This window comes from Cellulomonas telluris (genome assembly GCF_004886325.1).
GTDB classification, from domain to species: Bacteria; Actinomycetota; Actinomycetes; order Actinomycetales; family Cellulomonadaceae; genus Cellulomonas; species Cellulomonas telluris.
Map to the genome: position 1 here is coordinate 156,859 of NZ_QXFN01000005.1, position 19,451 is coordinate 176,309.

Annotated in this window: 17 protein-coding genes; 3 read left to right on the forward strand and 14 right to left on the reverse strand. The window is 75.2% G+C overall.

The features are described from left to right. Positions 1–44: 44 nt before the first annotated feature. The 4 genes from infB to rimP all read right to left on the reverse strand — a co-directional run bounded on the left by infB (position 45) and on the right by rimP (position 5,100). The gene (infB, locus tag FB586_RS16295; protein WP_136520398.1) at positions 45–2,960 is read right to left on the reverse strand and encodes a translation initiation factor IF-2; all 2,916 of its coding nucleotides are present in this window, start codon (positions 2,958–2,960) and stop codon (positions 45–47) included. A 70-nt stretch (positions 2,961–3,030) separates the two neighbouring features. Further along, on the reverse strand, positions 3,031–3,504 hold the full coding sequence (locus FB586_RS16300) for a YlxR family protein (protein ID WP_136520399.1): 474 nt from the start codon (positions 3,502–3,504) through the stop codon (positions 3,031–3,033). Further along, positions 3,501–4,541, reverse strand: a complete 1,041-nt coding sequence (gene nusA / locus FB586_RS16305) for a transcription termination factor NusA (RefSeq protein WP_136520400.1) — start codon at positions 4,539–4,541, stop codon at positions 3,501–3,503. The genes FB586_RS16300 and nusA overlap by 4 nt, the downstream gene beginning before the upstream one ends. A gap of 1 nt (position 4,542) precedes the next feature. After that, entirely contained in the window at positions 4,543–5,100 is a 558-nt protein-coding gene (gene rimP, locus FB586_RS16310; RefSeq protein ID WP_136520401.1) for a ribosome maturation factor RimP, read from the reverse strand. A gap of 141 nt (positions 5,101–5,241) precedes the next feature. On the opposite strand from rimP, the gene FB586_RS16315 reads away from it, so the two are divergent. Continuing rightward, positions 5,242–6,276, forward strand: coding sequence for a DUF4439 domain-containing protein (locus tag FB586_RS16315; RefSeq protein WP_136520402.1), 1,035 nt, complete (start codon positions 5,242–5,244; stop codon positions 6,274–6,276). 22 nt (positions 6,277–6,298) lie between these two features. Here the strand turns inward: FB586_RS16315 and FB586_RS16320 are convergent, their stop codons facing one another. Continuing rightward, positions 6,299–8,092 (reverse strand): proline--tRNA ligase, encoded by a 1,794-nt coding sequence (locus FB586_RS16320; RefSeq protein WP_136520403.1) that lies wholly within the window; start codon positions 8,090–8,092, stop codon positions 6,299–6,301. Positions 8,093–8,189: 97 nt separating this feature from the next. On the opposite strand from FB586_RS16320, the gene FB586_RS16325 reads away from it, so the two are divergent. Next, positions 8,190–9,080 (forward strand): Fpg/Nei family DNA glycosylase, encoded by an 891-nt coding sequence (locus tag FB586_RS16325; RefSeq protein ID WP_136520404.1) that lies wholly within the window; start codon positions 8,190–8,192, stop codon positions 9,078–9,080. Between the two features lie 13 nt (positions 9,081–9,093). On the opposite strand, the gene FB586_RS16330 is transcribed toward FB586_RS16325, so the two are convergent. The 3 genes from FB586_RS16330 to FB586_RS16340 all read right to left on the reverse strand — a co-directional run bounded on the left by FB586_RS16330 (position 9,094) and on the right by FB586_RS16340 (position 12,622). Further along, complete coding sequence (locus FB586_RS16330; protein WP_136520405.1) at positions 9,094–9,999, reverse strand: GNAT family N-acetyltransferase; 906 nt, start codon at positions 9,997–9,999, stop codon at positions 9,094–9,096. Positions 10,000–10,050: 51 nt separating this feature from the next. After that, the gene (ispG, locus tag FB586_RS16335; protein WP_187697892.1) at positions 10,051–11,181 is read right to left on the reverse strand and encodes a flavodoxin-dependent (E)-4-hydroxy-3-methylbut-2-enyl-diphosphate synthase; all 1,131 of its coding nucleotides are present in this window, start codon (positions 11,179–11,181) and stop codon (positions 10,051–10,053) included. Between the two features lie 127 nt (positions 11,182–11,308). Then, on the reverse strand, positions 11,309–12,622 hold the full coding sequence (locus FB586_RS16340; protein ID WP_136520407.1) for a M50 family metallopeptidase: 1,314 nt from the start codon (positions 12,620–12,622) through the stop codon (positions 11,309–11,311). Between the two features lie 160 nt (positions 12,623–12,782). Here FB586_RS16340 and FB586_RS16345 point away from each other — a divergent pair, with 160 nt between their 5' ends. Further along, on the forward strand, positions 12,783–14,108 hold the full coding sequence (locus tag FB586_RS16345; protein ID WP_168800587.1) for an NAD(P)/FAD-dependent oxidoreductase: 1,326 nt from the start codon (positions 12,783–12,785) through the stop codon (positions 14,106–14,108). Positions 14,109–14,119: 11 nt separating this feature from the next. On the opposite strand, the gene dxr is transcribed toward FB586_RS16345, so the two are convergent. From dxr to pyrH, 6 genes are all read right to left on the reverse strand, one after another. Then, positions 14,120–15,286, reverse strand: a complete 1,167-nt coding sequence (gene dxr / locus FB586_RS16350; RefSeq protein ID WP_136520409.1) for a 1-deoxy-D-xylulose-5-phosphate reductoisomerase — start codon at positions 15,284–15,286, stop codon at positions 14,120–14,122. Between the two features lie 38 nt (positions 15,287–15,324). Further along, positions 15,325–15,879 carry a DivIVA domain-containing protein gene (locus FB586_RS16355; protein ID WP_136520410.1) on the reverse strand — a complete coding sequence of 185 codons (555 nt, stop codon included), beginning with the start codon at positions 15,877–15,879 and terminating at the stop codon, positions 15,325–15,327. Further along, positions 15,876–17,006 carry a dual-specificity RNA methyltransferase RlmN gene (rlmN, locus tag FB586_RS16360; protein WP_136520411.1) on the reverse strand — a complete coding sequence of 377 codons (1,131 nt, stop codon included), beginning with the start codon at positions 17,004–17,006 and terminating at the stop codon, positions 15,876–15,878. The genes FB586_RS16355 and rlmN overlap by 4 nt, the downstream gene beginning before the upstream one ends. Before the next feature lie 100 nt (positions 17,007–17,106). After that, complete coding sequence (locus FB586_RS16365) at positions 17,107–17,946, reverse strand: phosphatidate cytidylyltransferase (protein WP_136520412.1); 840 nt, start codon at positions 17,944–17,946, stop codon at positions 17,107–17,109. Further along, entirely contained in the window at positions 17,946–18,503 is a 558-nt protein-coding gene (frr, locus tag FB586_RS16370; RefSeq protein ID WP_136520413.1) for a ribosome recycling factor, read from the reverse strand. The genes FB586_RS16365 and frr overlap by 1 nt, the downstream gene beginning before the upstream one ends. A gap of 57 nt (positions 18,504–18,560) precedes the next feature. After that, complete coding sequence (gene pyrH / locus FB586_RS16375) at positions 18,561–19,271, reverse strand: UMP kinase (protein ID WP_136520782.1); 711 nt, start codon at positions 19,269–19,271, stop codon at positions 18,561–18,563. Positions 19,272–19,451: the final 180 nt, after the last annotated feature.

Consider the following 19,451-nt stretch of genomic DNA (forward strand, 5'->3'; position numbering starts at 1 on the left):
GGAGTCCGGCCGGACGCGACGGATCGCGCCCGGCCGGTCCCGCATCAGCTGCGCGGCTTCTCGCGCATCTCCCACGTCTCGATGACGTCCTCGACCTGCAGGTCGTTGAACGACCCGAGGCCGATACCGCACTCGAAGCCCTCCCGGACCTCGGTCGCGTCGTCCTTGAACCGCTTGAGCGACTCGATCGTGAGGTTGTCGCCCACGACCTTGCCGCGGCGCAGGACGCGCGCCTTGGTGTTCCGGCGGATCTCGCCCGAGCGGACGATCGACCCGGCGATGTTGCCGAACTTCGAGGAGCGGAAGACCTCGCGCACCTCGGCGGTACCGAGCTGCACCTCCTCGTACTCCGGCTTGAGCATCCCCTTGAGGGCCGCCTCGACGTCGTCGATCGCCTGGTAGATGACCGAGTAGAAGCGCACGTCGACGCCCTCGCGGTCGGCCAGGTCCTCGACGCGCTCCGCGAACTTCACGTTGAAGCCGATGATGATCGCGTTGTCGACCGTCGCGAGGTTGACGTCGTTCTGCGTGATGGCACCCACACCGCGGTGGATGACGCGCAGGTCGACCTCGTCGCCGACGTCGATCTTGAGCAGCGCGTCCTCGAGCGCCTCCACGGCACCCGACACGTCGCCCTTGAGGACCAGGTTGAGGGTCTCGACCTTGCCCTGCTGCAGCGCCTGCGTGAAGTCCTCGAGGCTGATGCGCTTGCGGCGCTTCGCCAGGAGGGCGGCACGCTCGGCCGCCTCGCGCTTCTCGGCGATCTGACGGGCGGTGCGCTCGTCGGGCGCCACGAGGAACGTGTCGCCGGCGCTCGGCACCGACGCCAGGCCGAGGACCTGGACCGGACGTGCCGGGCCCGCCTCGGTGACGTTCTCGCCGTGCTCGTCGAACATCGCCCGGACGCGGCCGTGCGCCGTGCCGGCGACGATCGCGTCACCGACGTGGAGCGTGCCGGACTGGACCAGGACGGTCGCGACCGCGCCGCGGCCCTTGTCGAGGTTCGCCTCGATGGCCACGCCGCGCGCGTCCTTGTCGGGGTTCGCCCGCAGGTCCAGCGCCGCGTCGGCGGTCAGCAGGACGGCCTCGAGGAGGTCCTCGATGCCCATGCGCTGCTTGGCCGACACGTTGACGAACATCGTGTCGCCGCCGTACTCCTCGGCCACGAGGTTGTACTCGGTCAGCTGCTGGCGGATCTTGTCGGGGTTGGCCCCCTCCTTGTCCACCTTGTTGACCGCCACGACGATCGGCACGTTCGCCGCCTGCGCGTGGTTGAGCGCCTCGATCGTCTGGGGCATCACGCCGTCGTCGGCCGCGACCACGAGGATCGCGATGTCCGTGACCTGGGCACCACGGGCACGCATGGCGGTGAACGCCTCGTGACCCGGGGTGTCGATGAACGTGATGGCCCGCTCCTGGCCCTCGTGCTCGGTGCGCACCTGGTACGCACCGATGTGCTGCGTGATGCCGCCGGCCTCGCCCGCGACGACGTCCGTCGAGCGGATCGCGTCGAGGAGCTTCGTCTTTCCGTGGTCGACGTGACCCATGACGGTGACGACCGGCGGGCGCGGCGCGAGGTCCTCGTCGGACTCCGCCTCGAGCTCGGCGTCGAGGTCGATGTCGAAGGACCCGAGCAGCTCGCGGTCCTCCTCCTCGGCCGACACCATCTCGATGACGTAGCCCAGCTCCTGGGCCAGCGTGCCGAAGGTGTCCTCGTCGAGCGACTGCGTCGCGGTCGCCATCTCACCGAGGTGGAACAGCACCGTGACGAGCGCCGCCGGGTTGGCGTCGATCTTGTCGGCGAAGTCGTTCAGGGACGAGCCGTGACGCAGACGGATGACCGTCGAGCCGTTGCCGCGCGGGACGCTGACGCCGCCGAGCGACGGGGCCTGCATGGCCTCGAACTCCTGGCGCTTCGCCCGCTTCGACTTCCGCCCGCGGACCGGACGGCCACCGGCACGACCGAACGCGCCCTGGGTGCTGCCGCGACCGGCACCGCCGGGACGACCGCCGCCACCGGGACGACCGGCGAAGCCGCCGCCACCACCGGGCGCGCCGCCGGGACGACCGCCGTAGCCGCCGCCACCGCCGCCGCGGCCGCCACCCGGGCCGCCGCGGCCGGCACCGGCTGCCGGACGCTCGCCGGGACGGCCGACGCCGCTGGAGGTGCGGCCGGGCATCATGCCCGGGTTCGGGCGCGGACCGCCCGGACGCGGGGCGGGACGCGGACCGCCGGGACGGTCCCCGGCGGACGCCGCAGGCGCGCCGTCGGCGGCCTGCTGCCGGCGCTCGCCGGGACGGGGCATGCCCTGCGAGGACGCGAACGGGTTGTTGCCCGGACGCGGACCACCGGGACGGGGGCCGCCGGGACGCGGACCACCCGGACGGTCGCCGCCGCCACCCTGACGCTGCATGCCCTGCGAGGGCGCGAACGGGTTGTTGCCCGGACGCGGCGCGCCGGGACGACCGCCGCCGCCACCGGCCGGACGGGGCGCACCCGGGCGGGCGGCCTGCGCGGGTCGGGGGCTGGGCGCCTGGGGCGTCGGCCCCTGGGGGTTGCGCGGCGCCGGCGCCTGGGGGGCGCGTGCGGCGGGCGCGGGAGCGGCCGGAGCCGCGGGTGCCGGGCGCGGGCCCGGTGCGGGCGCTGCGGGTGCGGGCGCCGTGGGTGCAGCCGGGGCCTGGGCCGCCGGGGCGGGGGCCGCGGGAGCGGCCGGTGCCGCCGGGGCGGCGGGCTGCGCCGCGGGCGCGGCCGGGGCCGCGGGGCGCGGGGCTGCCGGACGGGCAGCGGCCGAGCCGTTGCCGCCCGACGGGTACGTGTCGCGCAGCTTGCGCACGACGGGGGGCTCGATCGTCGAGGACGCCGAGCGGACGAACTCACCGAGCTCGCCGAGCTTGCTCATGAGGGTCTTGCTGTCAACTCCGAGCTCCTTGGCGAGCTCGTAGACGCGGACCTTTGCCACATCTCTCCTGTCTCGGTCCGCCCGAGACAGGTCGGACCGTCGTTAGTGCTGGGTACTCATCGCTGGGCACTCATCGCTGCGTGCTCATCGGGTCGCCATCGGCTTCCAACCCGCTTTCCCTGTCGACGGTCGACACCGGGATGTCCCCGGCGCCGTCGTGCTGCGGCTGTGGCTGCTGGTCGCCGGCGTGCCGTGCGACCGCTCGGGCGACCACCTCGGTGTCCACCGGGCCTGCGTGGCGCAGGGCCCGGCCGAACGCGCGCCGTCGGACGGCGAGCTCGAGGCAGTGCTCCTCGGGGTGCAGCCACGCACCCCGTCCCGGCATCCGGCGGCGCTCGTCCACGACGAGCACGGGTTCACCCGTGGCGTCGCGTCCCAGCACCACCCTCAGCAGGGCCGATCTCGGACCGGTCGAGCGGCACCCCACGCACGTGCGGACGGGACCCGGTTCGGGCACGGGATGCACGGGATCGGGGGTCCGCCTGCTCGGCGAGGAGAGCCGGGCGTCCGACCCAGCCTCCGTCAGTCTACCGCGCCGCCTCACCGGACGTGACCGGACGTCCCGTCCGTCGCGTCCTCGGACCGTCCCTGGCCCTCGGCGTCGGCCTCCTGCGCGTCGGAGCGGATGTCGATGCGCCAGCCCGTCAGCTTGGCCGCGAGGCGGGCGTTCTGGCCCTCCTTGCCGATCGCGAGCGACAGCTGGTAGTCCGGCACGACCACGCGGGCGGCTCGTGCGTCGGGGTCCACGACCGTGACCGACAGCACACGCGCGGGCGACAGGGCGTGCGCCACCATCTCCGCCGGGTCGTCGGCATGGTCGACGATGTCGATCTTCTCGCCGTGCAGCTCGGCCATGACCGCGCGCACCCGCCCGCCCATGGGGCCGATGCAGGCACCCTTCGCGTTCACGCCGGGCACCATCGCGCGCACCGCCATCTTGGTGCGGTGGCCCGCCTCGCGCGCCAGCGCGGTGATCTCGACGGTCCCGTCCGCGATCTCCGGCACCTCGAGCGCGAAGAGCTTGCGGACGAGGTTGGGGTGGGTCCGCGAGAGCGTGATCTGCGGGCCGCGGGGGCCGCGCGCGACGTCGAGCACGTACCCGCGCAGGCGCTCGCCGTGGACGTAGCGCTCGCCCGGCACCTGCTCGTGCTGCGGCAGGACGGCCTCGACACCGCCGAGGTCGACCAGCACCGTGCGCGGGTCACGCCCCTGCTGGATGACGCCGCCCAGCACCTCCCCCGCCTTGCCGCGGAACTGGCCGAGCACCTGGTCGTCCTCGGCGTCGCGCAGGCGCTGGACGATGACCTGGCGTGCGGTCGACGTCGCGATACGGCCGAAGCCCGCGGGCGTGTCCTCGTACTCGGGCGTCTCCGCGTCGGGGCTCTCGGGGTCGACGGGGTCCTTCGCCCACACCGTCACGTGCCCGGTGCGCCGGTCCACCTCCACCCGGGCGCGCTGCTGGGCACCCGGCGTGCGGTGGTACGCCGAGAGGAGCGCCTGCTCGATCGCCTCCACGAGCACGTCGAGGCTGATCTCCCGCTCGCGCTCGATCAGGCGCAGCGCCTGCATGTCGATGTCCACGTCAGCCCTCCGTCTCCACGTCGTCGTCCGCCACGTCGTCGTCCGTGCCGACACCGCTCAGGTCGACCTCGACCCGTCCGGAGCGCACGTCCGACCACGGGACCGTGACGGGCGGCAGCTCCTTGGGCCGGCGCCCCTTGCCCGGGTCGGTCACCGGCACCACCACGACGTCCGGCTCGTCCTGCGCACCGACCTCGGCGAGCCGGCCGGCGACGACCCCGCCGTCGCCGCGCACCAGGGTCACCTTCCGCCCGATCGCGCGCCGCCAGTGCCGCGGCTGCGTCAGGGGGCGGTCCACGCCGGGGCTGCTGACCTCGAGCGTGTACGCACCGGGCAGGACGTCCGTCGCGTCGAGCGCGTCCGACACGGCCTGCGTCACCTCGCCGATGCGGTCGAGGTCGAGCTCGCCGTCGTCCTCCGCGGTGAGGTCCACCACGACGCGTACCACGGCGCGCGCCCCGGTGCCGGCCACCTCCAGCCCCTCCAGCAGGAGCCCGGCCGCCGTGACGGCGGGCTCCACGACCTCACGCACCCGGGGTGCGGCTGCTGGCGCGACCATTTCGCGGCCTCCTGTCGGCTCTCGGCGCGGGCGGCACGAGCGGCGACCCTTGTGACGTTGTGGGACCCCAGCCTAACGACTCACGGCGGGCGCCCCGTCCCTGCACGGCCGCGCCCGTCCCGCGTGGGAGGATCGCGCCCGATGGACCGCCCCGCCTCCCCCGCCCCCTCCCGCCGGACGGCGCGCCGCCGCGCCCTGGTCGTGGTCGCCCTGGTGCTCCCGCTCGCGGCGTGCGGCCTCCGCCTGGAGACGCCGCCCCCCACGGAGCCGAGCCCCGACGCCGTCGAGCAGGTGCGCGGACGCACGGTCGCCGACGCCCTCGACCTGGCGGCGGACGCCGACGGCCTCGCCGCGGCCGCGCCCGAGGGCCCGGTGCGCGACGTGCTCGAGGACGTCGCCGCGCACTCCGCGCGCCACGCCGAGGAGGCGGGCGGCGTGTACGACTCGGGGCTGCCGCAGCCGTCGCCGTCCACGACCCCGGTGCCGAGCCCCCTGCCCGACGCCGCCGGCCTGCTGTCCGAGCTCGTGGAGGACGCGGCCACGGCCACGACCGACGCGGACGCGGTGCCCGACGGCCCTCTCGCGCGCCTCGTCGCGTCGGTGGCGACGTCCCGGGCGGAGCTCGCGGAGCGCCTGGCCACCGCCGCGGGGCTGCCCCTGCCGGCCCCCGGCGAGGACACGGCCGAGGCGGAGCCGACGGCCACCGCCACCGCCACCGCCACGCCGACGTCGACCCCGGCGGCGCGGGCCGACGCCGACGCCCTCGCCGGCCTCGCGCTGGCGCACGACGAGGCCGCCTACGCGTTCGAGGTGCTCGCCGCGCGGCGTACCGGGGACGCGCGGACGGACGCCTCCAGCACCGCCGCACGGCACCGCGCCGCAGCGGACGGCTGGGCGGTGGCGGCCGGCGTCGCCGGCCGTCCGGCCGACCCCCGGCGCGCCGCCTACGCGCTGCCCGCCGCCCTCGACGACGCCGCGGTGCTCGACGACCTGGCCCGCCGGGTGGAGTCCGCCGTCGCCGACGCCTACGCGACCGCGGTGGCGGTCGCGCCTCCCGGTGGCCGCGCGGCGCTCGTCGCCGGGCTGCGCGACGCGCACGCCGCCGCGGCCGCACGGGGAGCCGCACCGGTCCCCTTCCCCGGGATGCCCGAGCTCGCGGCCGAGCCGGTCGGCTGAGCGCCCGGCGGGCGGACCGCCGTCAGCCCGCGAGCAGCCCGTCGACGAGCTCGGCCACGTGGTCCGCGGCCGTCTCGACCGCGACCTGCTCGGCGGCGCCGCCGGCACGCGGACGCACCTCGACGACGCCGTCGGCGAGGCCGCGGCCCACGACGACGACCAGCGGCACGCCGAGCAGCTCCGCGTCGGCGAACTTCACGCCCGGCGAGACCTTCGGCCGGTCGTCGTAGAGCACCTCGACGCCACGCGCCGCGAGCGTCGTGGCGAGCGCCTCCGCCGCCTCGAAGACCGCGGCGTCCTTGCCGGTCGCGACCACGTGCACGTGCGCCGGCGCGACGTGCGCCGGCCACGCCAGCCCGCGCTCGTCGTGGTTCGCCTCGGCGAGCGCGGCGAGGACGCGCGTCACCCCGATGCCGTAGGAGCCCATCGTGACCACGACGGACTTGCCGTTCTGGTCGAGGACGGTCAGCCCCAGCGCCTGCGCGTACTTGCGGCCGAGCTGGAAGATGTGGCCGATCTCGATGCCGCGCGCGAGCTCGAGCGGGCCCGAGCCGTCGGGCGCGGGGTCGCCGGCACGCACCTCGGCGGCCTCGACGGTGCCGTCCGCGGTGAAGTCACGGCCCGCGACGAGGTCGAACACGTGCCGCCCGGGCTCGTTCGCCCCGGTGATCCAACGCGTGCCGGGCACGACGCGGGGGTCCAGCAGGTAGCGCACGGACGTCCGCTCGCCGTCGTCGCCGACCGGCGCGTTCGGGCCGAGCACGCCGGGGCCGATGTACCCGCGCACGAGCTCGGGGTGCGCCGCGAAGTCCGCGTCCCCGGCCGGCTCGACCTCGGCCGGAGCCACGCCGGCCTCGAGCCGCTTGAGGTCGACCTCGCGGTCGCCGGGCAGCCCGACCACGACGAGCTCGCGCTCGCCCGTGGGGTGCACGAGCGCCAGCACCACGTTCTTCAGGGTGTCGGCGGCGGTCCAGGACCGGTCGGGGCGCGGCACGTGCGCGTTCGCGTGCGCGACCAGGGTCTCGATGGTGGGGGTGCCGGGGGTGTCCTCGACGTGCGCGGCCGGTGCGTCCGCCCAGTCGAGGGGCTCGGGCGGGAGGGTGGTGACGGCCTCGACGTTGGCCGCGTACCCGCCCGCGGAGCGCACGAACGTGTCCTCGCCGATCGGCGTCGGCGTCAGGAACTCCTCGGACCGCGACCCGCCCATCGCGCCCGACGTGGCGGCCACGATGACGTACTCGAGCCCCAGGCGGTCGAAGATCCGCTGGTACGCGCCGCGCTGCGCCTCGTAGGACGCGGCCAGGCCCTCGTCGTCCACGTCGAAGGAGTACGCGTCCTTCATGACGAACTCGCGGCCGCGGATGAGGCCGGCGCGCGGCCGCGCCTCGTCCCGGTACTTCGTCTGGATCTGGAACAGCGCGAGCGGCAGGTCCTTGTACGACGAGTACAGGTCCTTGACCAGCAGCGTGAACATCTCCTCGTGCGTGGGCGCGAGGAGGTAGTCGCCGTCCTTGCGGTCCTTGAGCCGGAAGATGTTCGGCCCGTACTCGGTCCAGCGCCCCGTCGCCTCGTACGGCTCCTTCGGCAGCAGCGCCGGGAAGTGCACCTCCTGCGCGCCGATCGAGGCCATCTCCTCGCGGACGACCTGCTCGACCTTCGCGAGCACGCGCAGCCCGAGCGGCAGCCAGGTGTAGATGCCGGGTGCGGCGCGGCGGATGTACCCGGCGCGCACGAGCAGCCTGTGGCTGGCCACCTCGGCGTCGGCAGGGTCCTCGCGCAGGGTGCGGACGAAGAGCGTGGACATGCGCAGGAGCATGGGAGGGAGCCTAGTGGCCGGGGCAGGGCGCTCCGTGCCGGGTGCGGGCGCTGCCGACGGCGTGCGCGCTGTCGGTGCCGTGCGCCACGATGGCCCCGTGCCCGAGCTGCCGGAGGTCGAGGCGCTCGCGCGGTACCTGCGCGGGCGCACGGTCGGCCGCACCCTCACGCGCGTCGAGGTCGCGGCGATCAGCGCGCTGAAGACGTTCCGTCCCGCGCCCACGGCGCTGCGCGGCGGCACCGTGCTCGACGTCGGCCGGCACGGCAAGTGGCTCGACGCGGCCGTCGAGACGCCCGCGGACGGCGTGCTCCACCTGGTGTGGCACCTGTCCCGCGCCGGCTGGGTGCGCTGGTACGACGCCCTCCCCGAGCGCCCGGCCCGCCCGGGGAAGTCACCGATCGCGCTGCGGGTGGGCTTCGACGACGGCTCCGGGTTCGACCTGACGGAGGCGGGGACGCGCAAGCGCCTGGCCGTGCACGTCGTGGCCGACCCCGCGGAGGTGCCGCAGATCGCGACCCTCGGCGTCGAGCCGCTGTCGGACGCGTTCACGCCGGAGCTGCTGGGCGAGCTGCTCGCGGCACGCAACCAGCAGGTCAAGGGCCTGCTGCGCGACCAGGGCACCATCGCAGGCATCGGGAACGCGTACTCGGACGAGATCCTGCTCGTCACCCGCACGAGCCCGTTCGCGCCGACGCGCTCGTACGACGAGGCGCGCACGCAGCGCCTGCACGCCGCGATCCGGTCGGTGCTGACCGAGGCGGTGGAGGCGGCGTCGGGCAAGCCGGCGGCGGAGCTGAAGGACGGCAAACGCCAGGGGATGCGGGTGCACGGCCGCACCGGTGAGCCGTGCCCCGGGTGGGACGGCGTGCCGTGCGGGGACACGGTGCACGAGGTCTCGTTCGCCGACTCGTCCCTGCAGTACTGCCCGACCTGCCAGACCGGGGGCAAGCCGCTCGCGGACCGCCGGCTCTCGCGCCTGCTGCGCTGACCCGCCCGCGCCCTCAGAAGAGGACGGTGGCGTACTCCCCCACCTGGCGGAAGCCCACCGCCTGGTACGCGCGGACGGCCCGCGTGTTGTACCCGTTCACGTACAGGGAGACCGTGGGCGCGAGGTCCGCCCGCGCGGCCTCGACGACGGCGGCCATGCCGCGCTCCGAGAGCCGTTCACCGCGGCGCTCCGGGTCCACCCACACGCCCTGCACCTGCGCGACTCCCCCGGCCACGGCGGGCACCTCGGCCTTGAAGACCACCCGCGGGCGGCGCCACGGGCCGCCCCCGGGGTCGATGCGCACGAACGACCGACCCTGCTCGATGAGCAGCCGCACGCGCTGCTCGTAGGGCCCTCCGGGACCGCTCGCCGGGGAGTACCCGACCTCCTCGGTGAACATGCGGATGCAGGCCGGGAGCACGGCGTCGTACTCGGTCGGGACCGAGCGGCGCACGGCGGGGTCCGGCGCGACGGCCGGCTCGTGGTCGATGACCATCGACGGCTGGCTCGCGCGCACCTCGCGCTCGGCGGGCCAGGACCCGCGCAGCCGGGACCACAGGCCGAGCACGCCCTCGGCCTGGCCGACGATCGAGGAGCAACGCCGGCCGCGGGTCCGCCCGAGATCCGCGAACGCCGCGAGGGCGCGCGCCGTGGCGGCGTCGTCGTGCGTGGCGAGGACGGGCACGAGGTTCGCCCCGACCCAGCAGACGGCCAGCAGCGCGTCGTCCTCGGCGTAGCCCCACAGCTCGCCCCCGGCGCGGCGCAGTCCCGTCAGGGCGGCCTGCTCGAGCCGGCTCGACGCCAGCACGGAGCCGACCGGGTCGGCGGCGCAGACGGCCAGGGCCGCGGGCACGTCCTCGTCCGCGAGGACCGCTGCCCCGGTGCGCCCCCCGAGCGCGGTCACGTGCGCCGCCGTCATGAGCCGATCATGCCGCAGAGCGCCGGACCGCGCCCGGCCGGTGCCGCGACGTCAACCGACGGAGACGACGGGCGAGCCGCCCTCGCTCGGCTCCATCGTGTCGGCGATGCGCATGGCCTCCTCGATGAGCGTCTCGACGATCATCGACTCCGGCACCGTCTTGACGACCTCGCCCTTGACGAAGATCTGGCCCTTGCCGTTGCCCGACGCGACGCCGAGGTCCGCCTCGCGCGCCTCGCCCGGCCCGTTGACGACGCAGCCCATGACGGCGACGCGCAGCGGGACCTCCATGCCCTCGAGGCCGGCGGTCACCTTCTCGGCGAGCGTGTAGACGTCGACCTGCGCACGGCCGCACGACGGGCACGAGACGATCTCGAGCTTGCGGGGACGCAGGTTGAGCGCCTGCAGGATCTGGATGCCGACCTTGACCTCCTCGACGGGAGGCGCGGACAGCGAGACCCGGATGGTGTCGCCGATGCCCTTGCTGAGCAGGGCGCCGAAGGCCGTGGCCGACTTGATCGTGCCCTGGAAGGCCGGACCGGCCTCGGTGACACCGAGGTGCAGCGGCCAGTCCCCGCGCTCGGCGAGCAGCTCGTAGGCGCGCACCATGACCACCGGGTCGTTGTGCTTCACGGAGATCTTGAAGTCGTGGAAGCCGTGCTCCTCGAAGAGGGACGCCTCCCACACCGCCGACTCGACGAGCGCCTCGGGCGTCGCCTTGCCGTACTTCGCGAGCAGGCGCGGGTCGAGCGAGCCGGCGTTGACGCCGATGCGGATCGACGTGCCGGCGTCGGCGGCCGCCTTCGCGATCTCCTTGACCTGGTCGTCGAACTTGCGGATGTTGCCGGGGTTGACCCGGACGGCCGCGCAGCCGGCGTCGATCGCGGCGAACACGTACTTCGGCTGGAAGTGGATGTCGGCGATGACCGGGATCTGCGACTTGCGCGCGATGGCAGGCAGCGCCTCCGCGTCGTCCTGGCTGGGGACCGCGACGCGCACGATGTCGCACCCGGCGGCCGTCAGCTCGGCGATCTGCTGGAGGGTCGCGTTGATGTCGGTCGTCGGGGTCGTGGTCATCGACTGCACCGAGACCGGGGCGTCGCCGCCGACCTCGACCTTGCCGACGCGGATCTTGCGGGACTTCCGGCGCGGGGCGAGGACCGGCGCCGGTGCCTGCGGCATGCCGAGGCTGATCGGGGTGCTCACGCGTCCATCATCCCACCGAGCGGACGCGAACCGGCCCGTCCCGCCGGACGTTCACCGAGCCCTCACGTGGCTCACCTGCGGCGACGCGGCACGGTGGCCGACGTCACAGGATCGTGACGGGGTTGACGATGTCCGCGTACACGAGCAGCAGCCCGACCGCGCCGAGCACGACGAAGACCGAGTACGCCAGCGGGACGAGACGCGCGGTGTCGAAGGGACGGGGACGCTCGCCGCCCCGCACGCGCGCCACCTGGCGCCGCGCGCCCTCCCAGAGGGCCGCCGCCACGTGCCCGCCGTCGAGGGGCGGCAGCGGGATGAGGTTGAAGACGAAGAGCGCGAGGTTGAGCATCGCCAGCGTCGACAGCAGGCCCGCCGCGCGGACCGCGAGGGTCTGGGTCTCCAGCGAGGCGATCTCGCCGGCGAACCGCCCGACCCCCACGATGCCGACGATCGAGGTGTCGTCCCGCTCGCCCCCGGTGACGGTGGTCCGCACCAGGTCGACGACGCGGCCCGGCAGCGTCCCCACCACGGAGACCGTGTCCCACGTCCGCGCCGCGGTGAAGGCGAGCGCCGACCTCACCGACTGGCGCTGCACCTCCTCGGACGGCGTCACGCCCAGGAAGCCGACGGGGCGGGTCACGACGGCGCCGTCGTCGTCGGTCACGACGGAGCCGTCGTCGGCGGTGACGGGACGCTCGGCGACGACCGGGGTCACGGACAGCTCCACGCGGTCGCCGTCACGCTCGACCACGACGGGCACCGCCTCGCCGCCGGAGCCACGGATCAGGCCCGTGAGCTGCTCCCAGGACTCGACCGGCCTGCCGTCGTACGACACGACGGTGTCGCCGGGGCGCAGGCCCGCGGCCGCGCCGGGGGCCTGCGGGTCGTCCGCGGTGCAGCCGCGATCGGCCGGTGCGTCGGCCGGGACGACGCACTCGGACACCGACGACAGCGTCGGCACGAGCGTCGGCACTCCGATCCCGACGTACGCGACCACGACGAGGACCGCCGCGATGAACAGGTTCATCACCGGGCCGCCGAGCATGACCACGAGCTTCTTCGGCGTGGACAGCCGGTAGAAGGCCCGGTGGTCCTCCCCCGGCCGGATCTCCTCGGCGCTCGCGGCGCGTGCGTCCGCGGCGAGCCGCTGCGCCCACGTGCGGGGGGCACGCGCCCCGACCGCCTCGTCCGGGGGGTACATGCCGATGAGGCGGACGTAGCCGCCGAGCGGGATCGCCTTGAGCCCGTACTCCGTCTCCCCGCGGGTCCGGGACCACAGCGTGGGCCCGAAGCCGACCATGTACTGGCTCACGCGCACGCCGAACCGCTTCGCCGGCACCATGTGCCCGACCTCGTGCAGCGCGATCGACGCCAGCAGCACGACGACGAACACGAGAACGCCGACCAGCGCCTCCACGTGCCCACCCCCTCGACTCCCGCGCCGACGGCGCGTCCCGGTCCACGGCGTCCGACGCGCCGCGCGCGGACAGGCTAGCCCGCGCCGGCGCCAGGGTGCGCCCGCCTCCTGGGAGCCACCTGGGAGCGTCACCCGGGTGCCGCGCCGGTACGTTGGCCGGGTGCACCAGCTCGAGGGGCGCGGGACGGCCGCGGACGCACCGCACGCCGTGCTGTGGTGGGACCGGCTCGTCGCCGGCGACCCGGCGGCGGGCCGCCCGCGCCCTCCGCTCGACGGCGACACGACCGCGGACGTCGTCGTCGTCGGGGCGGGGTCGACCGGCGTCTGGACCGCCTACTACCTGCTCGAGGCCGACCCGTCGCTCGACGTCCTCGTCCTCGACGCGGACCGGGCGGGGGCGGGCGCCGGCGGTCGGTTGGCCGGCGCGGTGCCGACGCGGCCCCTCGGCGACCCCGACGCCGGCCGGGAGGACGTCGAGGAGGACCGGCAGCGGGACCTGCGCGCGGCCCTGCGGGACTCGGTCGTGGAGGTGGGCGGCGTGCTGGCCGCCGAGCAGGTCGACGCCGGGTTCCGCTACGGCGGGCTGGTGACCCTGGCCCGGACGTTCCCGGCCGTCGACCGCGTCGCCGCACGCGCGGCCGCCGCTCCCCGCCTGGGGGACGAGGAACGCCTGCTGGACGGCGTGGGCGCGGCCCGGCACGTGCGGGCCGAGGGGGTCCTGGCGGCGACCTGGAGCCCGGACGGCGCGCACGTCGACCCCGTCCGGCTGCAGCGGGGGCTGCTGGACGTGCTCGAGGCCCGAGGAGCGCGCGTCGCGGAGCGCACGGCCGCGCTGCGCGTCTCGCCGGGCGCCGTCGCGACCGTGCACGGGGTCGTGCGGGCGCCGCGCGTCGTGGTCACGACCGGGGCCACGACGGTCCCGGGCGCGCCGGGTGCCGCGTCGGTCGTCCGCTCGGGCGCGCTGGCCACCGAGCCGCTGCCCGAGGAGGTGTGGCAGGAGGTGGGGCTCGCGCCCGGCGTGACGGTCGTCGAGGACCGGCACCGCCCGCTCCAGCTCGTGCGCAGCACGGACGACCGGCTGGTCGCCGGCGGCGCGCCCGACGACCTCCTGCGCGTGGCCGACCTGCTCCCGGCGGTGCGGCACCACGCGGTGACGCACGTGTGGACCGCCCGGCACGGCGTGACGGGCGACGGCCGCCCGGCGGTCGGCCTGGACGCGGGCAGCGGGATCGCCTGGGGCGTCGGTGCCGGCGTCGGGGGTCCCGCCCTCGCGAACCTCGCCGGACGCGTCCTCGCCGACCTGGTCACTGGCGCCGGATCCGCCCTGACCGAGCTCCCGTGGGTGCGCCGGCCGGCGGAACCGTCCCGGCTCGCGGTGCCGCCCGCGGTCCGCGACGCCGCCGCCGCGTGGGCGGACCGCGCCGAGGAGCGCCGCGGGCGCGTGCCCGCCCTCGCCGGGCTGCTCGCGCGCCGGCTCCCCCGCTGAGTCGCGCGGCGTCAGGCGCGCGCCAGCACCTCGCCCGCCCGCGCCCGGGCCCACTCCTCCGCGCCGAGCACGGCGTCGAGGGTCAGCGCGGCGGCCGGCGTGCCGCTGTGCTCCTCCAGGACGCGCGCGACGGTGCCGACGACGTCGCCGAACCCGATCCGCCCCCCGAGGAACGCGTCGACGCACTCCTCGTTCGCCGCGTTGAACACCGCCGGGTGGGTCGCGGACGCCGCGACCGCCTCCCGCGCGAGCCGCACCGCCGGGAAGACCTGCTCGTCGAGCGGCTCGAACGTCCACGACGTCGCCGTGGACCAGTCGCAGCCCGCCGCGGCACCGGGCACCCGGTCCGGCCAGGCCAGGCCGAGCGCGATCGGCAGGCGCATGTCCGGCGGCGACGCCTGCGCGATCGTGGAGCCGTCCACGAACTCCACCATCGAGTGGACCACCGACTGCGGGTGCACCACGACCGCGATGTCGTCCACGGGCACGTCGAACAGCAGGTGCGCCTCGATCAGCTCCAGGCCCTTGTTCATCAGGCTCGCCGAGTTGACCGTGACGACCGGGCCCATCGCCCAGGTCGGGTGCGCGAGCGCCTGCGCCGGGCTGGCCGCCTTCACCGCGTCCGCGTCCCACCCTCTGAATGGCCCGCCCGACGCCGTGAGGACCAGGCGTCGCACCTCGGCACGACGCCCGCCTCGCAGCGCCTGCGCCAGCGCGGAGTGCTCGGAGTCGACCGGCACGATCTGGTCGGGGCGGACGGCCGCGGCGTGGACGAGGGCGCCGCCGACGACCAGCGACTCCTTGTTGGCGAGGGCGAGCGTGCTGCCTCCGCGCAGGGCCGCGAGGGTCGGGAGCAGCCCCACCGAGCCGGTGATGCCGTTGAGGACCACGTCCGCGCCGGAGCCGGCCACCTCCTCGGCGGCCCGCGGCCCGGCGAGCACCCTCGTGCCCGGCAGTGCGTCCCGCACGCGGTCGGCCGCGCGCTCGTCCGCGACGGCGACGACGGGGACCCGGTGCGCACGCGCCTGCTCGACGAGCAGGTCGGTGTGGGCGCCGCCCGCCGACAGCGCGGTCACGACGAACCGCTCCGGGTTGCGGGCCACGATGTCGAGGGCCTGCGTCCCGATCGATCCGGTGGACCCGAGGACGACGACGCTGCGCTGGCTCACGACCGCCATCCTCGCAGAGGGCGGCCGGCGACCGTGCCGCGCGGCGGTCACTCGACGCCGAGCAGGACCTCCACCGCCCGGGCGACGAACGCGTCGACGGGGCCCTCCGCGTAGCCGTTGCGGCCGTTGCGCCGCCGGAACGTCGCCGACCGCAGCTCGGCGGCCGTCAGCGGGGCACCCGTGTCGAAGTAGGCGATGAGCCGGTGGCACAGGGCGTCGACGTCCGCCGGCTCGTAGCCCGGCTGACGGCCCTCCGGCGGGGCGAACCGGTCGCCGTCCGGGCGCCCGAGCCGCCCGTAGAGCGTGCGCGCCTGCGTCCCGAGGTGCGCCATCCAGGCGTCCTGGCCCTGCTCGGCGATGAACTGCGCCCGGTGACGCGCGACGAACGCCGCCTCCAGCCGGTCGAGGGCCGCGTCGACCGCGGCCGTGACGTAGCCGCCGCGGACCATGTCGAACGCGACGTCGCGCACCTGGGCGCTGGACAGCCCGTTCGCCGGGCCCTGCTCGTAGAGGGAGCGTGCGTGGGAGAAGAACTCGTCGACCTCGTCCGGGTCGTAGCCGCGCCGGAGCCCGGTGACGGTCCTGAACATCCCGTCGCTCACTCGTCCTCCTCCGCCGCGAGCTGGCCGCACGCGCCGTCGATGTCGCTGCCCCGCGTGTCCCGGATGGTCGTGGGGATGCCGTGCGCGCGCAAGCGTGCCACGAACTCCCGCTCGACCTCGGGATCGCTCGCCGTCCAGCGCGAACCCGGTGTCGGGTTGAGCGGGATCGGGTTGCAGTGCACCCAGCCCGTGCCGCCGCGGGCGACGAGCTTCTCGCCGAGCAGGTCGGCCCGCCACGCGTGGTCGTTGACGTCGCGGATGAGCGCGTACTCGATCGACACGCGGCGGCCGGTGACGTCGAAGTACCGGCGGGCGGAGTCGAGCGCCTCGTCGACGGTCCAGCGGGTGTTCACCGGGACGAGCTCGCTGCGCAGCTCGTCGTCGGGCGCGTGCAGCGACAGCGCGAGCGTGACGGGGATGCCCTCGCCGGCCAGCTTGTCCATCGCCGGCACGAGGCCGACCGTCGAGACCGTGATGTTGCGCGCCGACATCCCGAGCCCGTCCGGGGCGGGCGCCACGAGGCGGCGGACCGCGGCCATGACGGTCTTGTAGTTCGCCAGCGGCTCGCCCATGCCCATGAACACGACGTTCGTCAGGCGCGTCGCACCGCCCGGGATCTCGCCGGCGGCCAGCGCGCGCGCGGCCTGCCGCACCTGCTCGACGACCTCGGCCGTCGACAGGTTCCGCGTCAGGCCCATCTGGCCCGTGGCGCAGAACGCGCAGGCGAGGCCGCAGCCGACCTGGCTCGAGACGCACAGGGTCGCGCGGTTGGCGTACCGCATGAGGACGGACTCGACCTTGGTGCCGTCGAAGAGGTGGTACAGCGTCTTGACCGTCGTGCCCTGGTCCGCCGTGAGCGTGCGGCTCTCGGTCAGCAGCGGCGGGAACAGGTCCGCGACCAGCACGTCCCGGCTCGCCTTGGGCAGGTCGGTCATCGCCGCCGGGTCGGCGGTCAGGTGGGTGAAGTAGTGCGTCGCGAGCTGCTTGGCGCGGAAGGGCTTCTCCCCCAGCGCCTGGACGGCCTCGACGCGCTCCTCGGGCGTGAGGTCGACGAAGTGGCGCGGCGGCTTGCCGCGGGCGCCGCGCATGGGGGCGCTGAGATCCAGACGGACCGGCGTGGGGTTCACGACGGGGCTCCTCTCCCGCGCGTGGCGGACGGGACGGACGGACGGGCGGCCCGGTGGGGCCGGGGGCGCGGCGCGGGCGGATGCGGCGCGCGGGACGGGCTCAGCCCGCGGGAACCAGGACGGTCAGCAGGACCCAGACCGTCGGGGCGGTGAGCAGCAGCGAGTCGAGCCGGTCGAGCACGCCGCCGTGACCCGGGAGCAGGCGGCCCATGTCCTTGAGCTCGAGGTCCCGCTTGAGCATGGACTCGGCGAGGTCGCCCAGCGTGGCGCTCACGACGGTGCCCAGGCCGAGCAGGACGCCGACGAGCGGCTCGCCGCCGAACGCCAGCTGGACCCCGACGACGCCCACGACGCACGCGAGGACGAGCGAGCCGAGCAGGCCCTCCCACGACTTCTTGGGGCTGACGGTGGGCGCGAGCGGGTGCCGGCCGAGCAGGCTGCCGACCGCGTAGCCACCGGTGTCGCACGCGACCGCCAGCAGGATGAAGAGGACGACGCGCGTGGGCCCGTCGGGCTCCGCCAGCAGCAGCATGACGAAGCCCGCGAGGAACGGCAGGTAGGCCGCCGCGAACGTGGCGGCCGTGGCGTCCCGCAGCGCCGACTCGCCGCTGCCGTCCAGCACGCGCCAGACCACCGCCCCGCCGACCGTGAGCAGGAACGCGACGAAGAGCGCCTCCGGACCGGCCGTGTAGGCCGAGACGAGGACGCCCGCCGTGCCGACCAGCAGGGGCAGCACGGGCAGGTGGATCGACCGGCGGGTCAGGGCCTGGGCGAGCTCCCAGACCGCTGCCCCGACGGCGAGCACCGCGAGGGCGACGAACGCCTCCTTGCGGATGAACAGCGAGGCCGCCACGACGCCGAGCAGGACGACGCCCACCGTGACCGCGGCCGGGAGGTCGCGTCCAGGGCTGGAGCTGCGGGGGGCGGCGAGCTGTGTCATCAGACCTCGAGCAGCTCGCTCTCCTTGGACGCGAGCAGCTGGTCGACGAGGTCGACGTGGCGCTTCGTCAGGGCCTCGAGCTCCTTCTCCGCACGCGCGACCTCGTCCTCGCCCGCCTCGCCGTCCTTCGCGATCCGGTCGAGCTCCTCCTTGGCGCGCCGGCGGATTGAGCGCACCGAGATGCGGGCGTCCTCCGCCTTGCTCTTCGCGAGCTTGACGAAGTCCTTGCGCCGCTCCGCGGTGAGCGCGGGCAGCACGACGCGCACGACGTTGCCGTCGTTCGTCGGGTTCACGCCGAGGTCGGAGTCGCGCAGCGCCTTCTCGATCGCCGTCATCGACGACTTGTCGAACGGCGAGACCAGGATCGTGCGCGCCTCGACGACGTTGAACGACGCCAGCTGCTGCAGCGGGGTCGGCGAGCCGTAGTAGTCGACGAACACCTTGGCGAACATCGCCGCGTTCGCGCGGCCCGTGCGGATCGCCGCGAAGTCCTCCTTCGCGACCTCCACGGCCTTGTCCATCTTCTCCTCGGCCTCGAGGAGTGTGTCGTCGATCACCGGTGCTCCTTCGTGATGTCTGTGCCGGCCGCGGTGGGCGGTGCCGGTGGGGTGCGGTCAGCTCGCGGTGACGAGCGTCCCGATCTTCTCACCCTCGAGCGCGCGCGTGACGTTGCCCGGCTCCTCGAGCCCGAACACGCGCATCGGCACGTCGTTGTCGCGGCACAGGCTCAGCGCCGAGGTGTCCATGACCCCCAGCTCGCCGACGATCGCGTCGGTGTACGTCAGGTGGTCGAGCTTGCGGGCCGTGGGGTCCCGGCGCGGGTCGGCGGTGTAGACGCCGTCGACGCCGTTCTTGCCCATGAGGACCTCCTGGCAGTGCGTCTCCAGGGCACGCTGCACCGCCACGGTGTCCGTGGAGAAGTACGGGAGGCCGGCGCCCGCGCCGAAGATGACGACGCGCCCCTTCTCGAGGTGCCGGATGGCCCGCAGCGGGATGTACGGCTCCGCGACCTGACCCATCGTGATGGCGGTCTGCACGCGGGTGCTGACACCGGCCTGCTCGAGGAAGTCCTGCAGCGCGAGGCAGTTCATGACCGTGCCGAGCATGCCCATGTAGTCCGCTCGGGCCCGGTCCATGCCGCCGACCTGCAGCTCCGCACCACGGAAGAAGTTGCCGCCGCCCACGACGATCGCGACCTGGACCCCGTCGCGCACGGCCGCGGCGATCTCCCCCGCGATGCGGCGCACGATCGGCACCGCGAGGCCCACCGCGCCGCCGCCGAAGCTCTCGCCCGACAGCTTGAGCAGGACGCGGCGCGCCTGCACCTGCTCGGCGCCACGTGCGCCCGGGGAGGACGTGCCGGTCGCGGGTGCGGCCTGCGGGCCGCCGGTGGGGTGCTCGGTCACGGGGTCCTCCTCGTCGGTCGCGCACGGGGCGCGGGTGGCCGCTGGGTCGACGCGGGGCGCCCGGCGGACCGCGGGCTCCCGGTGCGGCGGTGGCCCCGG